The sequence below is a fragment of the Achromobacter insolitus genome, assembly GCF_002209555.1.
Lineage (GTDB): Bacteria > Pseudomonadota > Gammaproteobacteria > Burkholderiales > Burkholderiaceae_B > Achromobacter > Achromobacter insolitus.
Map to the genome: position 1 here is coordinate 510,375 of NZ_NJIF01000001.1, position 15,732 is coordinate 526,106.

A 15,732-nucleotide genomic window follows, 5' to 3' on the forward strand; every position below is an offset into this window, starting at 1 on the left:
GCGAACCGCGCGCCTCAAGCGGCGCGCCGCGCCAGCCCGCGTTTCATGTCGACGCGCGACAAAAGAATGAGGCCGCCCACGAAGAACAGGCCGGTCACCAGGATGGCCAACCGGTGGTTGCCGTGTGTGGCCCACGTAACCAGGCCATAGGTAAGCGGACCGATCACGGCGGCCAGTTGCACCGCGAAGGTCCATAACGAGAAGAATTCGGCCAGCCGGCCGGCTGGAGCCAGCGCGCCGGTCATGGCGCGGCCCGCGCTCTGCGTGGTGCCCATGCACAGGCCGGCTAGCGTGGCCGCGACCCAGAACACGGGCGCCGTCACCGCGGCGTAGGCCACCAGCACCATGACAATCCAGCCGCACAGCGTCACGGCCAGCGCCGGCTTGTGGCCGATGCGATCCTGCACATAGCCGAACGAGAACGCGCCGGCCGCCGCGCCGATGTTCACCGTGAACACCAGCAGCATGATCTGCGGCGTGGTGAAACCCATCACCTCCGAGGCATAGACCGCGGCCAGCGTGATCACCACGGAGATGCCGGCCTGGTAGCAGGCGATGCACATCAGCAACCGACGGAACTCCGGAAAGTGCCGCCCGGTTTCGCGCCAGGCATATGCCAGCCGCTTGAGCATGTGCAGCGCTTCCTGCTTGCCGGCCTGCGGTTTGGCGCGTTCGCGCAGCAAGAAAAACGACGGCAGCGCCGCCAGCGCAAACACCGTGCAGGTAACGACAATGACCCACGGGACGAAATGCTCGGCGGTTTCACCGCGCGCTTCGGCCATGGTCACGACGGCCAGGGACAGCCCCAGGGTGAGCATGCCGCCGCAGTAGCCAAAGCTCCAGCCCCAGCCCGACACGCGCCCGAGCGCCGCGGGCCGCGCAAGTTCGGGCAGGAAGGCCGCGACCACGGACTCCCCAACGCAATAGCAATAGTTGGAGACGACGATAGCCGCCAACGCCAGCCAGACATCCCCCGGCCCGGCCTGCGTCAGCACCAGCGTGGCTGCCACGCAGCCCGCCGTGCTGGTATAAAGCAGCCGCCGCTTGCTGGCGCGCGCATCCGCGCGGGCGCCCAGCGTGGGCATGGTCAGCATGATAAGCAGATAGGACAGCGACAGCGCCGCCGTCCAAGCCAGCGTGGCCCACGGAGCACGTCCGCCCACCACGCCGACGAAATAGGTGCTGAACACCGCCGTGAGAATCACGGTGGTATAGCCCGAGTTGGCGAAGTCGTACATGGCCCAGGCCCAGACTTCGCGCTTGGCCACGCCGGGATTCAGGGGGCCGTCGCCCCCAGCTCCGGCGCGCAGCGCGGAAGCGCCGGCAGGCGCTTCCGACGGCTCGCCGTGGCTCATAGGCCGAGCGCGGCGATGCCAGCTTGAGCGATCAGCACATCTTCGCTCGACTTGACGCCCGACACGCCGACCGCGCCCACCACGTGGCCATCGGCCACGACCGGCACGCCGCCTTCCAGCAGGCCATCGATCAAGGGGGCCGACAGGAACGAGTAGCGGCCGTTGTTGATCATTTCCTCGTAGACGCGCGACTCGCGGCGGCCAAGCGCCGCGGTCTTGGCCTTGGCCGGAGCGATATGCGCCGAAATAGGAGCCGCGCCGTCCAGGCGCAGCATGCCCAGCAGGTGGCCGCCATCATCGACCACGGAGATCGTGACGGCCCACTTGTTCTGCAGGGCGTGTGCTTCGGCCGCGGCCAAAATCTTCTTGACGTCCTCGGCGCTCAGCACGGGCTTGGTATTCATTGCAGCGACTCCTTTATTTGTTCCAGGGCGGTTGGGTCTTCTATGGTGGTCAGATCCCCGGGGTCGCGTCCTTCACATACCGCGACGATCGCGCGGCGCAGCACCTTGCCCGAACGGGTCTTGGGCAGCGCGCCCACGAACCGGATCCTGGCGGGCCTTGCCACGGCGCCCAGCTGATCTTCCACCAGCCGCATGATATCGCCTTCCAGCCGCTTTGCCCCCTCTTCGGTCTCCGCCCCGGCGGGATTCTTGAGCACGGCGAAGGCCATCGCGACCTGCCCCTTGAGCGAGTCCGCTACGCCCACCACCGCGCATTCGGCAATCGCGCTGTGGCTGTTCACGGATTCCTCGATCTCGCGCGTGCCCAGGCGGTGGCCGGCCACATTGATCACATCGTCCGTGCGGCCCAGGATGAACCAATATCCATCGGCGTCCACCAGCCCCCAATCGAAGGTCGAGTACACCTGGCGACCGGGTATGGACGTGAAATACGTCTGGACGAAGCGCTCGTCGTCACCCCAGATGGTGGACATGGCGCCCGGGGGCAACGGCGGCACGATCGCCACCACGCCCTTCTGGTCGGGACCCAGGTCCTCGCCGGTCGATTCGCTGACGATGCGGGCGTCAAAACCATAGACGGGAAACGACGGGCTGCCGTAGCGGGTCGGCACCTTCTCCACGCCCGGCTGGGCCGACAGAATCGGCCAGCCCGATTCCGTCTGCCAGTAATTGTCGATGATGGGCTTGCCCAGGCCGTTGGAAATCCATTGCGCGGTCGGCTCGTCCAGCGGCTCGCCTGCCAGGTAGACGGCGCGCAGCGAGGACAAGTCGTGGCGCTTGAGCAGTTCGGGATCCTGTCGCTTGAGCACGCGCACCGCGGTCGGCGCCGAAAACAGGGTGTTGACCCCGTACTGTTCCACCAGTTTCCACAGGATGGCGCCGTCCGGACGCACTGGCGTGCCTTCATACAGCACCGTCGCCTGCCCGCCGATCAAGGGACCGTAGATGATGTAGGAATGCCCCACCACCCAGCCGATGTCGCTGGTGCAGAAAAAGGTATCCCCGGCGCGCCCGTCGAACAGGTACTCCATGGACGAAGCCAGCGCCACGGCATAGCCGCCGGTATCGCGCTGCACGCCCTTGGGCTTGCCCGTGGTGCCGGAGGTATAGAGGATATAGCTGGGCTCCGAGGACTCCAGCCATTCCACCGGCACTCGCGCCCCCATATGGCGCTGGCGCAAGGCTGCGTAGTCCAGGTCGCGCCCCGCCACGGGTTCAAACGGCGCCAGGCCGCGATCGAACACCACTACCGAGGCCGGCGGCGACTTGGCCAGCGCCAACGCGCGGTCGAGCAATGGCTTATACGGCACGACCTTGCCGCCGCGCGAACCGCCATCGGTGCAGACCACCACCTTGGGCGCCGCATCGTCAATGCGCTGCGCCAGGTTGACCGACGCAAAGCCGCCAAACACCACCGAGTGCACGGCGCCGATCCGCGCGCACGCCAGCATGGTGAATACGGCTTCCGGCACCATCGGCATGTAAAGCAGCACCCGGTCGCCGCGCCCCACCCCAAGCTCCTTGAGCATGGCGGCGGCAGCGTTGACCTCGTCGTACATTTCCTGCCGGGTATAGACGCGCTCGCGTTCCACCTCGGTGGACACCCAGATCAAGGCCGGCGAATCGGCCTGGGTCGGCAGCCAGCGATCTATGGCGTTGTAGCAAAGATTGGTGCGCCCGCCTGTGAACCACTTGGCGAACGGCGGCCGGGAGTAGTCCAGCACGGACTCGAAAGGCGTCTCCCAGTGGATGCGGCCGGCCTCTTCCCGCCAGAAAGCATCGCGGTCATGTATCGAGCGGTAATGGAAATCCCGGGTTTTTTGCATTTATGTCTCCTGTTATCGTTCGTACGCCTTAAGGCTGATTGATTTCTTCTCGAATCTTTTGGTCATTCTGGTAGGCAAACCTTGCACGAGGCTTGCCGCAAGTCAAAAAGTTCTGCCGAATGTCCACGCTGCATGGACATTAACGCCGGTTTCGTCACGAACTGGTCTTAAAAGTTTGGTAGAATCCCCGCGAAGTTGTAGAAAAATGTTGATTTTGCTGACATCTCGGCCAAATTCACGGCGAATTCCGTGTTTTTTGTCGTTATCTGCAAATCACCCCCAGGCGAATGCATCGACACTCCAACCACGCGAGACTGAATTCATCCTCCGGCCAAGCAAATCGCGGTCTGCGCTTGCTGGCGTTGGTTGCTTGCGTGGCGGGTCTGGCAGGTTGTGCTGGTACAAATCAAAAGTCAACCGCCCATACGTCCGAGATAGATCCCTACGAAACGGAATGGGTAGCCACTACCGATGACCCCATCGGCGTGCTGGTAAGCCAGAAATTCAAGCGCGACCGCCAGAAGACCCACTCGGGCGTCAGCAGCGACAACGCCCTGGTCAGCGAAGCCTTGAATCACCTGGGCATCCGCTACCGTTTCGGCGGCACTTCCCCCGACACCGGATTCGATTGCAGCGGCTTGGTCACCTACACGGCCGAACGCTCGCTGGGCCTGAAGCTGCCCCGCAACGCCGCCGAGATGGCCCAACTGGGCACCTCCGTCAACAAGAACGAACTGAAAGCCGGGGACCTGGTTTTCTTCAATACGCTGGGCCGCCGCTACTCCCACGTGGGCATCTATCTTGGCGACGACCGCTTCGTACACTCGCCCAGCGCCGGTGGCGTGGTCCGTGTGGAAAACATGACCATGGCCTACTGGTCCAAGCGGTACAACGGCGCCCGCCGCCTGGACAACAGCCTGATGGCGTCCGCCCGCGCGTCCAACTGACTGATACGCTCCCAGGATAGCCGCCAGGCAGTCCTCCCAACAAGCAAAACGCCGCCGGACTTTCCAGTCCGGCGGCGTTTTTCATATCTCTTCGCGGCCTTGGGGCCGCAGGCCGTTTCGGCCTCCCCAGTTTCTTGTTTGGCGGCGGCAGACCGCGTTATCAGTGCACCGAGCCCGCTCGCGGGCACAGGCCGCATTGCTGCAGGGCCTGCTGCATGCTGCATACCGAACGCCGACAAGCAACGACCCGGATGCCGCCGCGCTGCGCGGCGTTACGGAAGGTCTTCATGACGTTGTGTCCCAGGAAGTCGGTCAGCAGGATGACCAACTGGGTGCCCGAGGGCAGCTGCAACGTTTTCTTCTGGTGCGAGGGATCACGCCCGCTGATGTGGTGCGTGATCGAGATATTGTGTCCTTTGAGCAGATCCGGAATGTTGCCGAGGCGGTCGGCGCCCACTACCACTGCACTTAATCCTGCCGTCATGATGAACCTCACTGGGTCGTTGAGACTGGATGTAATGATAATGATTCCTATTTTTTAGTCAACTCAAATGAGATCAGTTCTTATTTAATTATTTTTATGAGCATAGGAAAGGGGATAGCGCGAGCCGCCCTGCGCCCGCAAAAAAAGGCGCGGCCCCACCTGGCGCCGCGCCTCTGGTACCGAGGAGAGCCGTGCCTACTTGGGGGTGCCCTGCACCGCCTCCGTCACTACCGCGCGCGTCAGCGACGGCGCCAGCATTTCCAGGAAGGTATAGACGTAGTCACGCAGGAACACCCCTGCCTTCACACCCACGCGGGTGGTGTGCGTGCCGAAGAGATGGCCTACCGGCAGCCCCACCAGATTGCCGTCGCGGCGCGGATCGTAGGCCACGCCCGCGATGATCCCGATGCCCAGGCCTACGTCGACGTAGGTCTTGATGACATCGGCATCAATGGCTTCCAGCACGATGTCCGGATGGATGCCCTGATTGGCGAAGATCTCGTCGATCGTGCTGCGGCCGGTAAAGGCGCGGTCGTAGGTCACGATGGGATACTCGGCCAGCTGGGCCAAGGACAGGCGCTTGGCGGCGCTGGAGGTCAGTTCAGCCAGGGGATGGTCCGGGCGCACTACCACCGTGTGTTCCCAGGCGTAGACCGGCAAGGTCGCCAGGCCTGGCGTCAAAGCCAGCGATTCCGTCGCCAGGGCCAGGTCGGCCTGCTCGTGCAGCACCATTTCCGCAAGCTGCGCAGGGCTGCCTTCGGCCAGCGACAGGTGCACCTTCGGGAATTGCTTGCGGAATGCCGGAATGACGCGAGGCAATAAATAGCGCGCCTGGGTGTGGGTGCAGGCAATAACCAGGCCGCCCTCGTCGCGGCGCGCGAACTCGTCGCTGACCTTCTTCAGGTTGTCCACTTCGCGCATGATGCGGTCAATGACCTGGGACACCGCCAGGCCGGGCTTGGTCAGCCCCTTGATGCGCTTGCCGTGCCGTTCGAAGATCTTGATGCCGAGCTCGTCCTCGAACTCGATGATCGCCTTGGAGACCCCGGGCTGCGAGGTGTAGAGCATCCGGGCGGCTTCGGTCAGGTTGAAGTCGCGCCGGATGGTTTCACGCACAAAACGAAATTGCTGCAGGTTCATGAATTGGCCCCTGATAGACGGGCCAATTATAAGTAATAAGGACGCCTTACTATATAACTTATTTATATAAGCTTACACGCAAGGCGTCCCCAGTTCAGCGCATCGAGATCGTGGTGTTCACGCTCTTGGCATGCGCCGACCAGCGCGCGGTGACGGTCTTGGTCTGCGTCCAGAACTGCACTGCCTGCTTGCCATTGGGGCCCAGGTCGCCCAGCTTGGAACCACGGGAACCCGTGAAGCTGAACCAGGCCACCGGCACGGGGATCGGCACGTTGATGCCAACCTGACCGACGTCGATGTTGTTCTGGAAATAGCGCGCCGCGCCGCCATCCTGGGTGAACAGCGCCACCCCGTTGCCATTGGGGTTGCGGTTGATGAACGCCACGGCGTCCTCCAGCGTTTCCACGCCCACCACGCACAGGACCGGCCCGAAGATTTCCTCCGTGTAGATAGTCATGTTTTCGGTGACGCCGTCGAAAATCGTCGGACCCACGAAGTTGCCCTGCTCGAAGCCGGCAACCTTCAGGCTGCGACCGTCCAGCAGCAGCTTGGCGCCTTCGTCCACCCCTTTCTGGATCAGGCTTTCCACGCGCTTCTTGGCGTTGGGCGAAACCAGGGGACCGAGATCCGCTTCGCGGTCCATCCCCGAATTGACCTTGAGCTTCTTGGCGCGCTCGACGAAGTCGGGCAGCCAGTTGCGGGCCTCGCCCACCAGCACGGCCACGGACGAGGCCATGCAACGCTGGCCGGCCGCGCCGAAGGCGGCGCCCACCAGCTGGTTCAGCGCGACCTCGGGATCGGCATCAGGCAGGATCACGCAGTGGTTCTTGGCGCCCATCATGGACTGGCAGCGCTTGCCCGCGGCAGACGCGCGGTTGTAGATCTCGGTGCCCACGCGGGTCGAGCCAATGAACGACACCGCCTTGATGTCAGGGTGTTCGCACAGACCATTGGCCGTATCCGGACCACCGTGCACCACGTTCAGCACGCCCGGCGGCAAGCCGGCTTCCAGCGCCAATTGCGCCAGGAACAGCGAAGACGTCGGATCCTGTTCCGAAGGCTTGAGCACGAAGGTATTGCCGCAGGCCACGGCGATCGGGAACATGAAGCAAGGCAGCATGACCGGGAAGTTGAACGCGGTAATCCCCGCGCACACGCCCAGCGGCTGAATCAGCGTATAGACGTCGATGCCGGACGCGGCGTTCTCGGCATACTCGCCCAACTGCAGGTTGGCGATGGAGCATGCGTGCTCCACCACTTCCAGGCCGCGGCCGACTTCACCTTCGGCGTCCGGCAGCGTCTTGCCGTGCTCGCGGGTGATCATTTCGGCCAGCTTACCGGTATTGGCGCGCAGCAGCTCCTGAAACTTCAGCATGACGCGCATGCGGGCGCCCTGCCCGCTGTTGCGCCAGGTCTTGAAAGCCTCCTTGGCGTTGGAGACGGCCAGATCCAGTTCTTCGCGCGTGGCGAAAGGCACCTTGGCTACGACCTCCTGGGTGGCGGGATTGATCACGTCCCGCCATTCGGTGGTTTTGGACTGCACGAGCTTGCCGCCGATCAATAGCGGAACGCGGGGGACTTCACTCATTTGATGCTCCTCACACTGCGTAGTCGATGCGGATGGAATCCGCGTTCATGAATCTTCAGGACCTACTGCTTCACCAGCGGGCAGGTCGAATCTGACAGGGGCTGGAAGGCCTCGGCGGCCGGAATGGTGGCCACCAGCTTGGAATAGTCCCAGCCGCCCTTGGACTCGGACGGTTTTTTCACTTCATACAGGTACATGTCGTGTATCACGCGACCATCGGGACGGATGGAGGCGTTGCGCATGATCGGATCCTCGATCGGCAAGGCGCGCATCTTGTCGGCCACTACCTTGCCATCGGTGCTGCCCGAAGCAGCGACCGAGCGCAGGTAATGCCGCACGCTGGAATACACGCCGGCCTGCGTCATGGTGGGCTTCAAGCCGCGGAAGGCCTTTTCGAAGCGCGAAGACCACTGGCGCGTTGCGTCGTCGTAATCCCAGTAGAAGCCGTCCACATACGACAGGCCCTGGGCGCTTTCCAGGCCCAGCGCGCGCAGATCCGACAGGAAGATCAGCAGCGACACCAGGCGCTGGCCGCCAGCCACGATGCCGAATTCACGCGCTTGCTTGACCGCATTGACCGTGTCCTGGCCGCCATTGGCCAGCGCGACGACCTGGGCCTTGGATGCCTGCGCTTGCAGCAGATAGGATGCGAAATCCGGCGCGTTCAGGGGATGGCGCACGCTGCCCGCCACGGTGCCGCCCAGCGCCTGCACGGCCTTGGCCGTGTCGGCCTCCAGCGAATGGCCGAAGGCATAGTCCACGGTAATGAAATACCAGGATTTGCCGCCCGCCTTCACCGTGGCCTTCGCACCGCCCGCGGATTGCGAGTAGGTGTCGAACATCCAGTGAAAGCCCACGGGCGAGCATTCCTTGTTGGTCAACGCCGTCGTGGCTGGACCCGAGAACATCACGACCTTGTTCTTTTCGCGCGCGATGCCCTGCACCGCCAGCGCCACCGCGGAGTTGGTCAGGTCGGCAATGGCGGTGACGCCATCGCGATCGAACCATTCACGCGCCTTGGCCGCGCCCACGTCGGCCTTGTTCTGGTTGTCCGCGGACACCAGTTCGATCTTCATGCCCTTGCATTCCGCGGCCAGGCAATCGTCGATCGCCAACTGCGCCGCCGCTACCGAACCCGGTCCTCCCATGCCGGCGTAGGTGCCAGACATGTCCGTCAGAATGCCGATCTTCACTGGCGGCTTGTCCGCCGCCTGAGCCTGGCCGACCAATGCGGCGCCCAGACACAAGCCTACGGCCAGCCCGCGTGCGTGCAATTTCATGGATTTGTCTCCTGAGTTTTTATGCGTTGTGGCGCCGTCTTCGCGGCCTGCGGTTCCAGGGTTTCGGCCCCGGAGAGCCCGTCTACAGGCCCTGAGCCCGCCGACCCAGTGTAGATGTGTGAAAATTAACAAGCAACACTAGAAATGCACATTCCTTGTGCATTCATGCACAACTAGAATTTGCCCGGCGGCGCGGAGCGCGGCCGGGCCTGGAGAGCCGGAAAGTGCTTGATTGGGACAGCCTGCGATATTTCCTGGAAGTAGCTCGCACCCAGCGGGCCAGCGCCGCGGCGCGCAAGCTGGGCGTCGAGCACACGACAGTATCGCGGCGTATCCGCGCGCTGGAGACCGAACTGGACACGCTGCTGTTCGAGAAATCACGCAGCGCCGGCTTCGTGCTGACCGAAGACGGCCAGCGCCTGTTCGTCCATGCGGAACAGATGGAAAGCACCGTGCACTCCGCCCGAGAGAACCTGTCGGGTATCGGCCAGGCGCTGTCGGGCCATCTGCGCATCGGGGCCACCGAGGGCTTCGGCAGCTACGTGCTGACGCCATTGGCGGCGGATTTCCAGCGGCGCTACCCGCACATCACCCTGGACATCCTGCCGGTGCCGCGCTTCGTCAGCCTGTCCAAGCGCGAGGCCGACCTGGCCATCACCATCGAGCGCCCCCAGCGCGGCCCCTACGTATGCAGCAAGCTGTGCGACTACACGCTGCGCCTGTACGGCACGCCCGGCTACCTGGCCAGCCATCCCCCGATCAGGGAACGCGCGGACCTGGCCGACCACACCTTCATCGGCTATGTGGACGAGCTGCTGTTCAGCGAGCGCCTGCGCTATCTGGAAGACCTGCTGCCCGCCAGCAAAGTGGTTTTGCGCAGCACCAGCGTGGTTGCGCAGTACCACGCCGCGCTGCAGGGCCAGTCGCTGGCGATCCTGCCGTGCTTCATTGCCGCACAGGATCCGCGGCTGACGCCGGTGCTGGAAAACGACGTCGAAATCACGCGCTCGTTCTGGATGTACTGCCACGAAGACCTGCGCAAGCTCAAGCGCGTGACCGCCTTGTGGGAATTCATCCGCAAATCGGTGCTGAAGAACGCCGACCTGCTGGCCGGCAAAGGCGGCACAATGAAGTACCTGCCCTGAAAACACAGCGGCCCGCTCAGGCGGGCCGCAATGCGCCGGTTCGAACAGGCATCAAGCGCTGTTCTTGGGCGCCTTGACGCGCAAACGCCGCATCAGCAGGAATACCGTCAGCATCGCCACCGCAGCGTGGATCGCCCAGACGCCTATGCCGAAGCTGAGCTTGCCGTTGGAAATCCAGGCACGCGACAGGTTGATCAAGTTCATGTACAGCAAGCCCACCAGGCCGGCGATGAGCAGGTCGCCCGACCGTCCCAGACGCGGATTGACCGCACCCAGGGGAATCGCCAGCAGCGCCAGGTTCAGCGCGGCCAGCGGCAAAGAGATCCGCCACATCACTTGCGACCAGCTGCTGTCCGTGTTGTCAGCGATCAGCTGCGGCGTGGTGCGGGCCTTGGCGGAGCGTTCCGCATTGGCGCGCGCTTCGGCCACAGGGTCGCCACCCGACTTGCTTTCCAGGCGCAGGCCGTACTTGTCGAAATGCACCAGGCGGATCTCGGGCGTGCCCGGCTTCAGGTCATAGCGGTGGCCTTCGCCCAACACCAGGAAGCGGTCGCCGTTGGGAAGCGTTTCGCTGTGCGCCTTGCTGGCGGTCAGCACGCTGAGCCATTCAGGACCGTTTTCGCGCGCGAACACGTTGCCCAGTTCGTCGCTGGGTTCGAGGGGATCTTCGGCGAAGAATACGCGGTTGCCGCCCGACGATTCCGCGAACTGGCCGGCCGTGACCTTGGACAGGTCCGAACGCTGCTCGAAACGTTCATGGTATTCGCCGATCTGGCGGTATGCCCATGGGGCCGCCACCAGCGTCAACCCCGCCACCGCCAGCGCCACCGGGATAGCGACGCGCAGCACGGGCCTGAGCCAATCGGCCAGCGACAGGCCGCTGGCGAACCACACCACCATTTCGGATTCACGGTAGTTGCGCGTGACGGTGGTGAGAACCGCGATGAAGACAGACACCGCGAGGATGGTCGGCAATGCCGTGATGGTCGACAACGCGGCCAGCACCAGCACAACGTCGGCTCCGATGTTGCCGCCCGCCGCTTCACCGAGCAGGCGCACGAGCAACACGCTGAGCCACACGATGAGCAACGTGGAAAAGACAACGCCAGCGTGACTGGTGATCTCGCTGACGACAGAGCGTTTAAATAGAGACATGGGAGAATATGCGGGATAATCGACCGCATTCTACACAGACGCACACGGGAAACCCTCATGGAATTTAGCACACAGACCACTGCTTCCCTGCACCAAGTCAAGACCGCCGCCCTGGCCGTCGGGGTATATGCGGAAGGCGTGTTGAGCCCCGCCGCCGACCTCATCGACCGCGCCTCCAATGGCGCCGTGCGCTCGGTGGTCAAGGCCGAGTTCCGCGGCCGCGCCGGCTCCACGCTGACCCTGCGCAACCTGCCTGGCGTGTCCGCGCAGCGCGTGGTGCTGGTCGGCCTGGGCAAGCAGGAAGAATATTCGGCCCGCGCGCACGCTTCGGCCGAGCAGGCCTTTGCCGCCGCCTGCGTATCCGCTCAGCTGACCGAAGGCGTGTCGACGCTCGTCGCCAACCCGATCGCAGACGTTGCCGTCATCGCGCGCGCGCGCAGCGCCGCCATCGCGGCGGGCAACGCCACCTATCATTACGACGCCAGTTTCGGAAAACCCGACCGCGACGCCCGCCCCAAGCTGAAGAAGATCGTCCAGGTCGTCGAACGCGCCGACGCGGCCCAGGCCCAGAAGGGCCTGCGCGAAGGCGGCGCCATCGCCAACGGCATGGACCTGACCCGCACGCTGGGCAACCTGCCCGGCAATATCTGCACGCCGACCTACCTGGGCGAGACGGCCAAGCGCCTGGCCCGCGAATTCAAGTCGCTGAAAGTAGAAGTGCTGGACCGCAAGCAGGTCGAAGCGCTGGGCATGGGGTCGTTCCTGTCGGTCGCGCGTGGCTCCGAGGAAGCGCTGCGCTTCATCGTGCTGCGTCACGCCGGCAACAAGGCCGCCAAGAAAACCGCCAAAAGCGCGCAAGGCCCCATTGTGCTGGTCGGCAAGGGCATCACTTTCGATGCCGGCGGCATCTCGCTCAAGCCTGCCGCCACCATGGACGAAATGAAGTACGACATGTGCGGCGCCGCCAGCGTGCTGGGTTCGTTCCGCGCCCTGGCTGAACTGGAGCTGCCGCTGGACGTGGTCGGCCTGATCCCCGCCTGCGAAAACCTGCCCAGCGGCAAGGCCAACAAACCGGGCGACGTCGTCACCAGCATGGCCGGCCTGACCATCGAAATCCTCAATACCGACGCCGAAGGCCGCCTGGTGCTGTGCGATGCGCTGACCTACGCCGAGCGCTTCAAACCGTCCGCCGTCATCGACATCGCCACCCTGACCGGCGCTTGCGTCGTGGCCCTGGGCAACGTCAACAGCGGTCTGTTCTCCAAGGACGACGCCCTGGCCGACGCGCTGGCCGCCGCCGGCCGCCAGTCGCTGGACACTGCATGGCGCATGCCCATGGACGACGCCTACCAGGAGCAGCTCAAGTCCAACTTCGCCGACCTCGCCAACATCGGCGGCCCCCCGGCGGGCGCGGTCACGGCGGCCTGCTTCCTTTCGCGTTTCGCCACGGCATACCGCTGGGCCCACCTGGACATCGCCGGCACCGCCTGGCGCGGCGGCAAGGACAAGGGCGCCACCGGCCGGCCCGTGCCCTTGCTGATGCAGTTCCTGCTGGACCAGGCTTGAAGCGGCAGCAACGGAAGCCTGCATGATGCGCATCGATTTCGCCTTCGGCGCGCCCGATCGCTTGCGCACCGCCTGCCAGGTGGTGCGCAAGCGTTACCTGGCAGGACAGCGGCTGGTGGTGTACTGTAGGGATGGCGCCCGCCTGGCCGCGTTTGACCGCATGCTCTGGGCGTTCGACGATACGTCTTTCGTGCCGCATGTTTTGGCCAACGATCCCCTGGCAGCCGAAACGCCGGTGATCCTGACCGCCGGGGATCCGCAGCAGGCAGCCGCCGCGGCTGGCCAGGGCGAGCAGCCCCAGCCTTCCTGGCTGCTGAACCTGGACACCGACTGCCCTCCCGGTTTCGAGGCTTTCGAGCGGCTGCTTGAAATTGTCTCCGACGACCCGGAAGACAAGCAGGCAGCCCGCCAACGTTGGCGTACGTACCAGACCGCGGGCCACACGCCGCAAAGCCACGACCTCAGTCGCCAGCAGCCGGACGGCTGACCGCCCAGCCCCTACGGCGCGCCATTTCGATTTTCGGGAGCCATCATGCCCTCTCGCTCCGCCGATCCCGGCATTCCTACCCTGACCCAGCGGGCCGAGCCGTCCCTGCACCCGTCATCCGCCCAGGATGACGCCGACGCGCCCGTACTGACCGAACTGGCCGACGACGAGCCGGCCTATGACGACGACGCCTTTCCGCTCTTGACCGACGTGGCCGACAGCCCTGATGCGTCCCTGGACAACGCCGCCGTCGCGCCAGCGCCTGCCCAGGCCGCGCCCGCCGCGTTGCCGGATGCCACGGTGCTGAGCGCCCGCTTGCAGGCCGAGATCGAACAACTGATGCGCGAGGCCCTGGCCGACGCCATCGAAGAGATCCAGGCCCGCATGGACGCTGAATTGCCGCGCATCGTGGCCCGGGTGCTGCAAGACGTCCGGCCGGGTTGACCCGTCTGGAACCTATTTCCCGCCTCTGGTCTAATCCTAGTCAGAGCTGGATTCTTCAGGGAACTGTAAGGTATCCTACCCATCTAAGCCTTCTAGGCAACCATTACTCTGCCGTACACAGGAGTTCTCCATGAACGAATATCGTCCGTCCCCTTTTAACCGTTCCGGCACCATGGCCGGCGCGCCGGGCGAGGTCGCGCGCAACCAGGTCCTGCGCAACACCTATTGGCTCTTGGCGCTCTCGCTGATCCCGACCGTGCTGGGCGCTGCCGTGGGCATGTACACCGGCATCAACCGCGTCATGGGCGCCAGCCCTGGCCTGTCCGCCATCGTGTTCCTGGTGGGCGCGTTCGGTCTCATGTTCGCGATCGAAAAGAACAAGAACAGCTCGCTGGGCGTGGTCCTGCTGCTGGCCTTCACGTTCTTCATGGGCGTGATGCTGTCCCGCCTGCTGGGCTTCGTCATGGGCATGAGCAACGGGTCCCAGCTGGTCATGACGGCCTTCGGCGGCACCGCGATCGTGTTCGGTACGATGGCCACGCTGGCTACCACCATCAAGCGCGACCTGTCGGGATTGCAGAAATTCCTGTTCATCGGCGCAGTCGTGATCCTGGTGGCGGCCCTGGCCAACATCTTCCTGCAGTTGCCCGCCCTGATGCTGACCATCTCGGTCCTGGCCATCGTCATCTTCTCGGCATTCATGCTGGTCGACCTGCAGCGCGTGGTCAACGGCGGCGAAACCAACTACGTGTCCGCCACGCTGGCCATCTACCTGGATGTCTATAACGTCTTCTCGAACCTGCTGATGCTGCTGGGCATCTTCGGCGGCAACCGCGAATAATCGCAGCCAGCCAAACCGGCACAAAGGGCCTACATTTGACGTGTAGGCCCTTTTTCTTTGCCCGTGCTCCCTCTTTGTCGGAACCCCTCCATGCCCGACCGCCGCCGCTTCCTCCAGACCGCAGCCGCCACCGCCCTGATCGGGCCCGCCAGGACCGCCAGCGCCCTCAGCGTGTTGACACCGATGCTCGCCCGGCCCATACCCGCATCCGGCGAAACGCTGCCCGTCATCGGACTGGGCACCGCCGATACCTTCAACGTGTCCCCCGCCGACAAGACCGCCATGGCGCCCCTGGCGCAGGTGCTGGACACCTTGCTGCAAAAGGGGGGCAAGCTTATCGACACGGCGCCCAGCTACGGCCAGGCGGAAGCGGTCACCGGCGCGCTGCTGGCCCGCGAGGGCGCCTTGCGGGCCAGGACCTTCCTGGCAACCAAGATCAGCACGCAAGGCCATGAATCGGCCTTGCGCCAAGTACGCCAGTCGCAGCAGGCGCTCGGCAGCGACAAGCTCGACCTGATCCAGGTGCACAACCTGATCGACACCGTCAACCAATTGGCGCTGCTGCGCGACCTGAAGCGGCAAGGCGTTATCCGCTATGTCGGCATTACCCACTACACCGAGTACGCTCACGACGAACTGACCGCGCTGGTCGAACGGGAAAAGCCCGACTTCCTGCAGGTGAATCTGTCCGTCGGCGACCGCAATGCCGAAAAACGCCTGCTGCCCGCATGCCAGGCCAATGGCGTGGCGGTGCTGATCAACCGTCCCTTCCAGGACGGGGCCCTGTTCCGCCGAATCAAGGGCATGAAGCTGCCCGAGCTGGCGGCCGAGATCGATTGCACGTCCTGGGCCCAGGTTTTCCTGAAGTTCGTTATCGGCCATCCCGCGGTCACCGCCGTCATCCCTGCCACCTCCAAACCGGCCAACATGGTCGACAACGCGCAGGCCGGTTTTGGGCGGCTCCCGGATGCCGCCATGCGCGAACGCATCGCAGCCCTGCTGGCCTGACG

15 protein-coding genes are annotated in these 15,732 nt (G+C 64.3%); 7 read left to right on the plus strand and 8 right to left on the minus strand.

Annotated features, from left to right (window positions below):
- Positions 1 to 14: 14 nt before the first annotated feature.
- From CEY08_RS02245 to CEY08_RS02255, 3 genes are read right to left on the minus strand one after another with little or no spacing between them, the layout of a single operon-like run.
- Positions 15 to 1,355 carry an MFS transporter gene (locus CEY08_RS02245; protein WP_076815800.1) on the minus strand — a complete coding sequence of 447 codons (1,341 nt, stop codon included), beginning with the start codon at positions 1,353 to 1,355 and terminating at the stop codon, positions 15 to 17.
- Positions 1,352 to 1,759 carry a GlcG/HbpS family heme-binding protein gene (locus CEY08_RS02250; RefSeq protein WP_042792413.1) on the minus strand — a complete coding sequence of 136 codons (408 nt, stop codon included), beginning with the start codon at positions 1,757 to 1,759 and terminating at the stop codon, positions 1,352 to 1,354. Before CEY08_RS02250 ends, CEY08_RS02245 begins: the two co-directional genes overlap by 4 nt.
- A complete protein-coding gene (locus tag CEY08_RS02255; RefSeq protein ID WP_063641974.1) occupies positions 1,756 to 3,645 on the minus strand; it encodes a propionate--CoA ligase in 1,890 nt (629 codons plus the stop codon). Before CEY08_RS02255 ends, CEY08_RS02250 begins: the two co-directional genes overlap by 4 nt.
- Positions 3,646 to 3,932: 287 nt before the next feature.
- On the opposite strand from CEY08_RS02255, the gene CEY08_RS02260 reads away from it, so the two are divergent.
- Positions 3,933 to 4,592, plus strand: coding sequence for a C40 family peptidase (locus CEY08_RS02260; RefSeq protein WP_042792411.1), 660 nt, complete (start codon positions 3,933 to 3,935; stop codon positions 4,590 to 4,592).
- Between the two features lie 160 nt (positions 4,593 to 4,752).
- Here the strand turns inward: CEY08_RS02260 and CEY08_RS02265 are convergent, their stop codons facing one another.
- The 4 genes from CEY08_RS02265 to CEY08_RS02280 form a co-directional block, all read right to left on the minus strand.
- On the minus strand, positions 4,753 to 5,076 hold the full coding sequence (locus CEY08_RS02265) for a DUF2325 domain-containing protein (protein ID WP_042796837.1): 324 nt from the start codon (positions 5,074 to 5,076) through the stop codon (positions 4,753 to 4,755).
- A gap of 195 nt (positions 5,077 to 5,271) precedes the next feature.
- Positions 5,272 to 6,216: a CysB family HTH-type transcriptional regulator gene (locus CEY08_RS02270; protein WP_042792410.1), complete on the minus strand. Its 945-nt coding sequence runs from the start codon at positions 6,214 to 6,216 to the stop codon at positions 5,272 to 5,274.
- 94 nt (positions 6,217 to 6,310) lie between these two features.
- Positions 6,311 to 7,804: a CoA-acylating methylmalonate-semialdehyde dehydrogenase gene (locus CEY08_RS02275; RefSeq protein WP_063641977.1), complete on the minus strand. Its 1,494-nt coding sequence runs from the start codon at positions 7,802 to 7,804 to the stop codon at positions 6,311 to 6,313.
- 62 nt (positions 7,805 to 7,866) lie between these two features.
- Positions 7,867 to 9,084, minus strand: coding sequence for an ABC transporter substrate-binding protein (locus CEY08_RS02280; RefSeq protein WP_063641980.1), 1,218 nt, complete (start codon positions 9,082 to 9,084; stop codon positions 7,867 to 7,869).
- Between the two features lie 224 nt (positions 9,085 to 9,308).
- Between CEY08_RS02280 and CEY08_RS02285 the strand changes: the two genes are divergently transcribed.
- A complete protein-coding gene (locus CEY08_RS02285) occupies positions 9,309 to 10,229 on the plus strand; it encodes a LysR family transcriptional regulator (protein ID WP_042792407.1) in 921 nt (306 codons plus the stop codon).
- A gap of 51 nt (positions 10,230 to 10,280) precedes the next feature.
- Here CEY08_RS02285 and lptF read toward each other — a convergent pair whose 3' ends face one another.
- Positions 10,281 to 11,384 (minus strand): LPS export ABC transporter permease LptF, encoded by a 1,104-nt coding sequence (gene lptF, locus CEY08_RS02290; RefSeq protein ID WP_042792406.1) that lies wholly within the window; start codon positions 11,382 to 11,384, stop codon positions 10,281 to 10,283.
- 57 nt (positions 11,385 to 11,441) lie between these two features.
- Here lptF and CEY08_RS02295 point away from each other — a divergent pair, with 57 nt between their 5' ends.
- The 5 genes from CEY08_RS02295 (at position 11,442) to CEY08_RS02315 (ending at position 15,730) form a co-directional block, all read left to right on the plus strand.
- The gene (locus tag CEY08_RS02295; RefSeq protein WP_063962222.1) at positions 11,442 to 12,950 is read left to right on the plus strand and encodes a leucyl aminopeptidase; all 1,509 of its coding nucleotides are present in this window, start codon (positions 11,442 to 11,444) and stop codon (positions 12,948 to 12,950) included.
- A 22-nt stretch (positions 12,951 to 12,972) separates the two neighbouring features.
- Positions 12,973 to 13,437, plus strand: coding sequence for a DNA polymerase III subunit chi (locus CEY08_RS02300; protein WP_042792405.1), 465 nt, complete (start codon positions 12,973 to 12,975; stop codon positions 13,435 to 13,437).
- A 45-nt stretch (positions 13,438 to 13,482) separates the two neighbouring features.
- A complete protein-coding gene (locus CEY08_RS02305) occupies positions 13,483 to 13,881 on the plus strand; it encodes a hypothetical protein (RefSeq protein ID WP_084738612.1) in 399 nt (132 codons plus the stop codon).
- A gap of 130 nt (positions 13,882 to 14,011) precedes the next feature.
- Positions 14,012 to 14,722 carry a Bax inhibitor-1/YccA family protein gene (locus CEY08_RS02310; RefSeq protein WP_042792403.1) on the plus strand — a complete coding sequence of 237 codons (711 nt, stop codon included), beginning with the start codon at positions 14,012 to 14,014 and terminating at the stop codon, positions 14,720 to 14,722.
- Between the two features lie 90 nt (positions 14,723 to 14,812).
- A complete protein-coding gene (locus CEY08_RS02315; protein WP_042792402.1) occupies positions 14,813 to 15,730 on the plus strand; it encodes an aldo/keto reductase in 918 nt (305 codons plus the stop codon).
- Positions 15,731 to 15,732 lie beyond the last annotated feature (2 nt).

Coding starts and splice junctions, on each gene's coding strand:
- CEY08_RS02245 (WP_076815800.1), bottom strand. CDS start 1,355: ATGAGCCACGGCGAGCCGTCGGAAGCGCCTGCCGGCGCTTCCGCGCTG.
- CEY08_RS02250 (WP_042792413.1), bottom strand. CDS start 1,759: ATGAATACCAAGCCCGTGCTGAGCGCCGAGGACGTCAAGAAGATTTTG.
- CEY08_RS02255 (WP_063641974.1), bottom strand. CDS start 3,645: ATGCAAAAAACCCGGGATTTCCATTACCGCTCGATACATGACCGCGAT.
- CEY08_RS02260 (WP_042792411.1), top strand. CDS start 3,933: ATGCATCGACACTCCAACCACGCGAGACTGAATTCATCCTCCGGCCAA.
- CEY08_RS02265 (WP_042796837.1), bottom strand. CDS start 5,076: ATGACGGCAGGATTAAGTGCAGTGGTAGTGGGCGCCGACCGCCTCGGC.
- CEY08_RS02270 (WP_042792410.1), bottom strand. CDS start 6,216: ATGAACCTGCAGCAATTTCGTTTTGTGCGTGAAACCATCCGGCGCGAC.
- CEY08_RS02275 (WP_063641977.1), bottom strand. CDS start 7,804: ATGAGTGAAGTCCCCCGCGTTCCGCTATTGATCGGCGGCAAGCTCGTG.
- CEY08_RS02280 (WP_063641980.1), bottom strand. CDS start 9,084: ATGAAATTGCACGCACGCGGGCTGGCCGTAGGCTTGTGTCTGGGCGCC.
- lptF (WP_042792406.1), bottom strand. CDS start 11,384: ATGTCTCTATTTAAACGCTCTGTCGTCAGCGAGATCACCAGTCACGCT.
- CEY08_RS02295 (WP_063962222.1), top strand. CDS start 11,442: ATGGAATTTAGCACACAGACCACTGCTTCCCTGCACCAAGTCAAGACC.
- CEY08_RS02300 (WP_042792405.1), top strand. CDS start 12,973: ATGATGCGCATCGATTTCGCCTTCGGCGCGCCCGATCGCTTGCGCACC.
- CEY08_RS02305 (WP_084738612.1), top strand. CDS start 13,483: ATGCCCTCTCGCTCCGCCGATCCCGGCATTCCTACCCTGACCCAGCGG.
- CEY08_RS02310 (WP_042792403.1), top strand. CDS start 14,012: ATGAACGAATATCGTCCGTCCCCTTTTAACCGTTCCGGCACCATGGCC.
- CEY08_RS02315 (WP_042792402.1), top strand. CDS start 14,813: ATGCCCGACCGCCGCCGCTTCCTCCAGACCGCAGCCGCCACCGCCCTG.